Origin of the sequence: Okeania sp. SIO1H4 (assembly GCF_010672695.1) — a bacterium.
In the GTDB taxonomy this organism is placed as follows: Bacteria; Cyanobacteriota; Cyanobacteriia; order Cyanobacteriales; family Microcoleaceae; genus Okeania; species Okeania hirsuta.
This window is the reverse complement of the sequence record NZ_JAAHGB010000056.1, coordinates 39,736-48,330: the sequence shown is the minus strand read 5'-3', so window position 1 is coordinate 48,330 and position 8,595 is coordinate 39,736. Positions and strand designations below refer to the sequence as shown.

General features: G+C 37.1%; 8 protein-coding genes. 4 read left to right on the top strand and 4 right to left on the bottom strand.

The genetic code is table 11. The annotated features are described in order from the left end of the window. Positions 1–244: 244 nt before the first annotated feature. The gene (locus F6K06_RS25850; protein ID WP_124146035.1) at positions 245–541 is read right to left on the bottom strand and encodes a Mo-dependent nitrogenase C-terminal domain-containing protein; all 297 of its coding nucleotides are present in this window, start codon (positions 539–541) and stop codon (positions 245–247) included. A gap of 61 nt (positions 542–602) precedes the next feature. Continuing rightward, positions 603–830, bottom strand: a complete 228-nt coding sequence (locus F6K06_RS25845; protein ID WP_124146034.1) for a CP12 domain-containing protein — start codon at positions 828–830, stop codon at positions 603–605. 374 nt (positions 831–1,204) lie between these two features. On the opposite strand from F6K06_RS25845, the gene F6K06_RS25840 reads away from it, so the two are divergent. Then, complete coding sequence (locus F6K06_RS25840) at positions 1,205–1,756, top strand: hypothetical protein (RefSeq protein WP_124146033.1); 552 nt, start codon at positions 1,205–1,207, stop codon at positions 1,754–1,756. 334 nt (positions 1,757–2,090) lie between these two features. Here the strand turns inward: F6K06_RS25840 and F6K06_RS25835 are convergent, their stop codons facing one another. Further along, positions 2,091–3,122: a tetratricopeptide repeat protein gene (locus tag F6K06_RS25835; RefSeq protein WP_124146032.1), complete on the bottom strand. Its 1,032-nt coding sequence runs from the start codon at positions 3,120–3,122 to the stop codon at positions 2,091–2,093. A gap of 180 nt (positions 3,123–3,302) precedes the next feature. Continuing rightward, entirely contained in the window at positions 3,303–3,425 is a 123-nt protein-coding gene (locus tag F6K06_RS25830) for a hypothetical protein (RefSeq protein ID WP_287323311.1), read from the bottom strand. 546 nt (positions 3,426–3,971) lie between these two features. Here F6K06_RS25830 and F6K06_RS25825 point away from each other — a divergent pair. The 3 genes from F6K06_RS25825 (at position 3,972) to F6K06_RS25815 (ending at position 8,501) form a co-directional block, all read left to right on the top strand. Next, positions 3,972–5,903 carry a carbamoyltransferase gene (locus F6K06_RS25825; protein ID WP_287244518.1) on the top strand — a complete coding sequence of 644 codons (1,932 nt, stop codon included), beginning with the start codon at positions 3,972–3,974 and terminating at the stop codon, positions 5,901–5,903. Positions 5,904–6,568: 665 nt separating this feature from the next. After that, the gene (locus F6K06_RS25820; RefSeq protein WP_287244516.1) at positions 6,569–7,879 is read left to right on the top strand and encodes a tyrosinase family protein; all 1,311 of its coding nucleotides are present in this window, start codon (positions 6,569–6,571) and stop codon (positions 7,877–7,879) included. Between the two features lie 172 nt (positions 7,880–8,051). After that, a complete protein-coding gene (locus F6K06_RS25815) occupies positions 8,052–8,501 on the top strand; it encodes a hypothetical protein (RefSeq protein WP_287244514.1) in 450 nt (149 codons plus the stop codon). The last annotated feature ends 94 nt before the right edge of the window (positions 8,502–8,595 follow it).

Here is an 8,595-nt window from a genome sequence, read left to right as displayed (position 1 = left end):
AATCACTTTTTTTTAGTGGTCACTTTTTGGGGCTGGCCTCTCCGATGCGATCGCACCTCTGAGTATTCTATCTCAGGAAGAGGGCATTGCTCCTACTGGTCACTTATTTCTGCCATCCTGCACTAGTAGTTATAGCAGTCGAAGAAAAGGTTAGAACAGATCAAAAGCTGAAAATTCAGACAAAGCAATATTTTCCCTTTTCCCTCTTCCTTCTTCCCTCTTCCTTCTTCCTTCTTCCCTCTGCTTAACAATAAGGAGTAACATCTTCTAAACAAACATCAGCTAAGAAAGTTAGGGCGCGAAAACGTAAACTAATTAGTTCATAGTAAAAAGGATTTAGTTTACATAGAGGTGGAATATGCAAAACTGTACGACCAAAGAATTTAATATCTCTGGCAAATGGGCATTGAGCCGGAATCAATTGACATAATTTTCTGGCAAATTCAGGATTATTAATATCTATATTTTCTATAAAATTACGGCAAGTTTGTAGCAAAACATCAATGGGGTTTTGGGGACAATTATTAGTAGTAGTTTGCATTTTTTTACTCCTATTATTTTGAATTAATTGTAATGATGATATATAGTTAAAACCAAGAGAATTATGATGAGTAAATGCTGCACTCAATAGCATGAGGATTTTGTCTACAGTAATCATTAAACATAGAAGCTATTTGATGTTTCTGCTGATTAGCTATGCTGCCTAAAAACTCTTCATATATTTGCCAAGCAATTGGAGATTTAGCACTGTCTATATCTTGTAAATTCGTGGCTGAATATGTCCGTGTAAATGTTGTTATCGTTGACTTTTTTGAACTGCTACTAAACATATCTTTTGCTCTGCTTTACTTCATACTTTTAATATACACATAATCAAAACAGATTGCAAGATAGTTTTTATATAAAAAATATTTATCAATTATAGGCAGAGCTTATCTTCTCAACCAAATGTCTTTAAATGAAGAGTTAATAGTCTGAAGAGAAAGAATATTTGATAATGTAGTTGCGTGATCGCTGTATAACCAGATTTTATTTCAGTAATTAATTTTTATTTTCAAAAACTAATTTAAGGTAGTAATTCCTCCTAGTAGACTGACACACTTTAAATGGTGTTGACCAAGTTTATTTATGGTACAAACGTGATGGTACTAAATTTGAGCATAACATTCAGATATTTGCTTTTATTACTGATGATTTTTTACGGATGCAAAGTGCAAAGTTTTTTGGTTATGGAAAACCATTACTGTATTTAGAAAATGGGGAGTTAGTTAATCATAATTTTCCTGTGCCTAGAGGTGCTTTTTTATTTCCAAAAATTAGAGAAGGCAGCAGATATATTCAAGAGTTAAGATTTTTAGGTCTCTGGCAAACATTGTTTCCGAGAAAGTTGGAAACTGATAATCAATATGTTACAAAAACTCCTGCTATAGCCATGAAAATATTTGAGGATTTGGCAGAAATAAATAGAGATAAAAATAGTAAATTGGTAGTGGTTTATTTACCTACTCGTTCTGACTATTATGGAAATGAATCTAATTTTTGGCGACAATATCTACAAGTAGAGTTAGAGAAACGCAACATAATTTATATCTATCTAATTGCTGAATTTAGAAACATAATGTCTAATGACAAAGTAGAAATAGTATTCTTGGGAGGTGATGGGCATTATTCTGTATTTGGCAATGAATTTTTTGCTAATGTTTTGTATGAAAAGTTGTTGTCTTTGCCAGAAGTTGCAGCTACTTTGCAGCAGTAGAATAATTTTGTAGGTTGATTTTTATCCTGAATGCTAAAAGCTGATAGCTAGTTAAAATAAAGGCGAGCGATCGCTAAAATTAAACTTACTTGACTATGGCACAGAAGTAAAAATTTATTTAAAGTCTTTTTATAAGGATGATGGATGAGTCTATATCGATAATAGGATTTTGAATAATTTTCACGATTTTTCCATTAGCTCAATTTAAGAGTTTCAACAATAGTTTTATAGGTTCATAATAACAGTACAAAATATATTAAAATTATGTCCTACATCCTTGTCAAGGTCTTTTAAAGACTCTAAGCTTGAAACTCGAAACTTGTAGTTCCTATATCTAATTTTTTCTTAACTTTCTTAATTGATTAAGAGTTTTTTGATAGAACACTTTATTTTTTTGTTGTTTGTATAAATTGCCAGCTTTTAAAAAATGTTTGATAGCTTGTTGTTTATTTCCTTTTTGTTGATCAACTAAACCCTTATTATAGTAAGCAAAAGCATAGTTAGGATTAATTTCAATACCTCGATCATACTGAACTAATGCTTGTTCATATTTTCCCTGCTTATAATAAACTAAACCTTTGTTAATATAAGCTTTAAAATTATTAGGATTAAGTTGAATTGCTTTATTATAATCAGCTAAGGCTTGTTCATATTTTTCAATATGACTGTAGATATTAGCCCGATTATTATAGGCTATAGGATAATAGGGATTAAGTTCAACCGCTTTTGTGTAATTAGCAATTGCCTGTTGAAAATTTCCTTGGCGATTATTAATTACAGCTCTCTGCAAATTTTTCTGCAAATCTAGATTGAGAAGAAAATCTCGGTTAAGAAATAATAATATTTGAGCAGTATCCCCTATAATCATAATAGATAAGTAGAAAAGTAAGCAGAAAAATAAATTTAAAATTCCTAAAATTTCTGAAAATAATGAAGCTAAAAAAACATTTTCTAAAGAAATATTACTAGAGATACTATATAGTATTTCATAAATACGAGAAGAAAGAATAGAATAAGCAATCCCGAAAAAAATCGGTAATAAATAAATTAAAAAGAAGACTTTCCAGAAATTACTACTTACCAACAAACGACTGTAAAAAAGAGCTGTTTTATCCCTTTTTTTTCTAAGAATAAAAGCCAGCCAATAGAATTGATTATTTACTCGATAAATTATACCTGGGATTAATAGTAAAAAATAGCGAATAACAGAGTTGATAGAATATCTAAAGTGTAGGAAAGAAAGGGAGATAAAGCTTGTAAATATTTTTTTGATTATTTTATGATAATTAGTATCTGTTTCTAGTACATAATTTTCTGTAACAGTTGATATGGCTATTAAGTAGCTATTATAAATAAATAATATCAAGATCAATAATGTTAATAAAAAGGTCAAAAAGCATAAAAAAAATAACACAAAGAATATGGGATGTAAAGAAAAATTTGGGAATGCTTCTAAAAGATTATTTTGAAATTCTGAGTTATTTTAAACCCAAAGTACCACTTGTACAATAGCAAAATAAGCTAACTTATTAATGATATAAAAAAATCAAAATATTAGAGAAAATACTACTAGGAAAGCCTTTAAGTTTCTCTGTAAAACATCACTTCCCATTGATAGTAATTCTGTTAAACTAAGTTTTTCATTTTTAATTTTAGAGGGATTATTCATAATATAGTATTTATAAATAGCAAACTCAAATATACCAAAGTCTTTGAGAATTGATATTAGCGATCGCTCTTAATTATGTAACTAATTTTAGAAGTGGTAATTTCTCCAAATTGACTGAATTAAATTTTTATGGTAAGGGGCGAACGATACAACTTGCCAGCAATACATTATCCCCTCAATGATGGAGAACTTAATTTAGTATTGTCTAAATTTTTACAAGGTAACTAAGGCTTGCTGAAAAAAGCAAAGTGTGGGAAGTGTGGGAAGTGTGGGAAGACTGGGATTGTAGGAGAAATAATTTTTCCTTGATTTTTCTGCCTCACGTTACCCCAAATTCCTGACTTTATGCAGCTCTTTTCACCGAAAAACTGATACTTTTTCACGACTTAAAATGGCTAAAACCTTTATATGTAAATGCTTTAATATTTAATCAGCAAGCCCTAACTAGATGAGTATACTTTGATGAACTATAATTTGAGGATATTTGACTAAATTTTGGCCAAAACTAGATAAAAAGCCCTATGTGAGGAGAAAAAATTTATAGATATGAACATTCTGGGAATCTCAGCCTATTACCACGACAGCGCCGCCGCCCTAGTATGTGATGGAAAAATTATCGCCGCCGCTCAAGAAGAAAGATTTTCTCGTAAAAAACACGATGCCAGATTTCCCAAAAATGCTATTTCCTATTGCCTGAAAGAAGCCAATATAGAATTACTCGACCTAGACCAAGTAGTTTTCTATGACAAACCCTTAATCAAATTTGAGCGACTTCTGGAAACTTACCTCAGCTATGCTCCTAAAGGTTTTCGGTCTTTTCTCATGGCAATGCCAATTTGGTTAAAAGAAAAATTATATTTAAAAACACTTTTAAGAAGAGAATTAGCCACATTAGGTAAATGTAAGTCATCCCAAATTCCTCAACTGATGTTTACAGAACATCATCAAGCTCATGCAGCTTCAGCTTTTTTCCCTAGTCCCTTCGACCGTGCTGCGGTAATGTGTCTGGATGGAGTGGGTGAGTGGGCGACAACTTCGGTTTGGTTGGGAGAAGGAAATAAACTTACTCCCCAGTGGGAAATAGATTTTCCTCACTCTTTGGGTTTGCTTTACTCAGCTTTTACTTATTACACGGGTTTCAAAGTCAATTCTGGGGAATACAAACTTATGGGTTTAGCTCCCTACGGAGAACCTAATTATGTAGATTTGATTTTAAATAACCTCATAGATTTAAAAGCTGACGGTACTTTCCGGTTGAATATGGAATATTTCAACTACACAACCGGGTTGACTATGACTAATCAGAAATTTGACAAACTTTTTGGCGGACCTCCTCGCAAAGCTGAAACTAAAATTAGTCAACGAGAAATGGATATTGCTGCTTCTATTCAGAGAGTAACTGAGGAAGTAGTATTACGTCTGAGTCGCACAGTGCAAAAAGAACTTAATGCTGACTACCTTTGTTTGGCAGGGGGAGTTGCTCTCAATTGTGTGGCGAATGGCAAGATTTTACGGGAAGGTATTTTTAAAGATATTTGGATTCAACCTGCAGCGGGAGATGCTGGTGGAGCATTGGGTGCTGCTTTGGCTATTTGGTACGAATATCACAATCAACCACGGGTAATAGAAAAGGTGGTTGAAAATATTCCCGAAAAGGAATTAATTTCTGTGGAGTCTGGAAATTCTGCTGTTTCTCTGGCAAAACCTCCTGTTTGTAGCGCTCCTAATGACATGATGCAAGGTGCTTACCTCGGACCGAAGTTTGCAGATGAGGAAATTCGGGAATATCTGGATGCTATTCAGGCAAAATATGAATATTTGCCAGATACAGAATTAATGCCTCGGTTGGCAGAAATTTTAGATAACGGCAATGTGGTGGGATGGTTTCAAGGTCGGATGGAATTCGGACCCCGTGCTTTGGGAGGACGCTCTATTATTGGCGATCCCCGGAATCAGAAGATGCAGTCAGTGATGAATTTGAAGATTAAGTATCGGGAGTCTTTTCGACCTTTTGCGCCTTCAGTTTTGGCGGAACGGGTTTCAGATTATTTTGACATTGAACATTCGAGTCCTTATATGTTGTTGGTAGCTCCCGTGCAGGAGAATTTGTTAATTCCCATGACAGAGGAGCAAAAGCAGTTGTTTGGAATTGAAAAGTTGAACGTGCCGCGATCGGAAATTCCGGCTATTACTCATGTTGATTATTCGGCGAGAATTCAAACTATTCATCAAGAGACGAATGTTCGGTATTACGATTTGATTCGTCATTTTGAGAAGTTGACGGGATGTGGGGTAATTGTGAATACATCTTTTAATGTGCGGGGTGAACCAATAGTTTGTACGCCCGAAGATGCTTATCGGTGTTTTATGCGGACAGAGATGGATTATTTGGTGGTGGAGAATTTTTTGATGGCGAAGACTCAGCAAATTCCTTGGGAAAAAGATGAATCTTGGAAAGACGAGTTTGAGTTGGATTAAAGTTAAATCAAAATTTAAAAGTTAAAATTAGTCTGTTATGAGTGGATTAGTTATATTGCCACTCAAACAGAGTAATATAGTTGTTTCAAATAAAAATGAAACACTTTTTTGGCTGAAATCCTTAATCCTTTTTTTCATGGCCAGAAATTCTCGTCTCAATCTAAACACTTTAATTTAAGTAGATATAAAATTATAACAGAGAAAGCATCTATTACAATAATTTTTTTCGACGGTTGACATTTAGAATCCAAGTTGTTTAGGATTTAGTTAGTAAGACAAGTTGTCAAACTTGGGAGAAGAAAATCAATTATGTTAACTGGCAAAACCCGCCGCGAGTTCCTGATATCTACTGGTGCGGCTACAGCTTTAGCATTTCTGCCAACCAAGGTAGCACGCGCAGAATCCTTCCGCATACGAAGGGATGTTACTAGCCGTGGAGCTGAGAGTGATATCATGTCCGGTAGCATCGGTATTGTATAGCAAAGGGAAGGAAGAAGGAAGAGGCAAGAAGGAAGAGGGAAGAGGGAAGAGTAAAGAAAAGGGAAGAAGGCTACCCTCGCAAGAAAAAAATCTAAATTTCCTGTAGATATTTACCCTTGGGTTTACACAAACGATACCAACGGACATGATATGATTTGGCTTCCTTGAGTAAAGGTGTGGGGAAGATGAAGGAACTTATTGAGACAAATTCTTCCGCTCCGCAAAGCTGGATTATGCAAGCTTTCATTCATGGCGATTGTAATGGCTTTAATGACTGTCAGCACGCCAACTGGTACTTTGCGCCCTGGCATCGCTCTTACCTTTACTACTTCGAGAAGCTCATCCAACACTTTAGCGAGAACCCCAACTTTGCACTGCCCTATTGGGATTGGTCATCAACTATTAGCGTGCCGAGTCAATTCTACGGTGACGGCAATCCTCTTGACGACAATATTTCAATCCAGTCCAACTGTCCTGATGCGCCACCTGCAGGGCGTGGTGTTCCAGAAGGAGCGAGGTTTAATTACGCTCAACTAAACGCTTATGTTGGTGCTGGAAGGGTTGAAGAAATTCAGAGTAATCCAGACTACAAATCTTATCTAGGTTCTGGATCTAAAGAACCAGGAGCGGGTGAGCTGGAGGAAACACCACACAACTTTGTACATCGTTGGGTTGGTGGCGAAGATTCTGGAAAGTCTAGCAATATGGTGCAGACTTTTTCACCGCTAGACCCCATATTCTGGATGCACCATTGCAATGTAGACCGACTGTACTCTGATTGGCTAGGCAGGGATGGCCACAACTATCCTAACGACTCTGAGTGGACGGAGAAATCCTTTAACAACTTCTACGATGCTGATGGAAACCAGGTGGGTGGAAACTTCACCTGTGGTGACACTGTAAACTCAACGGTGATGGGCTACATCTATGATACAGATAAGCTTTCTAACCTATCGCGATTGCTGCCTCTTCGGACATTACCATCAAAGCCACAGGTAATAGATTCGGTAGTTGCTTCAAAGTCCTCCATTAAAGAGAATTTACTGACGTTTGAAACTGATACGCCTTTGCGCAGGCGACCTCGTAGCTTGCTAGGTGCGACAGCAGTGGGTGCGCCCAATTATGTTGTACGGCTGCGCATTGAGGGTGTCAAGATACCCAAGCGACAGGACACCGGAGTTTTCATATTTTTGGGTTCTGGTATTACGCCCGAGACCCCAATTTCTGCACCGGGATTTGTTGACAACTTCACCTTTTTCGAGGGAGGAAGTGGCAGCGACAGCAAATCCCAAGATCATAAACACAAGAAGAATGTAATTCTAAATGCCACTAAAGCAGTGAAGCGACTTTATGGAAATGCCGACCTGCCAGAGGATACTACTCTGCCAGTCTCAATTGTAACTCGATCGCTCTTTGGAGATCGTGACGCTTCTGCAACGGTGGAGGAGATCCAACCAGATAGAATAAAAATCGAGATTGTTGACCTCAATGGCTAAAAACTGGCTCCTAGTGCGGAGGTCTCCCAGGTTCGTGAGGATAGCTATGAGTCTCATCATTGCTCTTGTCTTCATGGGCGTAGTCTCCGTAGTTTATCCCACCTCAAACTCAACCGCTGGGGCTGAGAGTCCCCAGGCAAGTAATTACTGTACTGGGGGTTATCCCATCACTATGAATGTCATTACCGCTAATCCTAGCACCTTTGAGGTAGAGATCGAGGAGGAGGTTCGGCAACGCCTCAATCTCTACTTAGAGGATGACTCTCTCAAGATTGCCCGTCTCTATATCCAAGAACTTCGTCCCCGTGAGGCACGAGCTTTGCAGGGCGTCCGGATCTTTATTGAGAAGCCAGATGCTGATGCCAATACTCCAATTGATGACCCGCATTATGCAAACAGCTTTGTCTTGGGTCTTGAGGATTCACAATCCATGATATGGAATATCGCGCCGACGCTTTCCAAGTTATGGTATTTAGGCGATCTGTCACCAGAGAAACTGGCAGAGAAAGAGGCGCTGCAAATTACCTTCGTTCCCAACCCTTGGGATTTTGCTATTGCTTTACCAGAAGACTTTGCCCTAACGTTCAGATGCTTGAGGTTTGAGATGCCACACCAACCATAAGCAAGTTCTAGGAGAGGGTGATGGCTGCCGTAGGTTGGGTTGAGTAAACCAGCAGGGTGTGTTAATGAGATTTAACGCACCATCTTTATTGAAT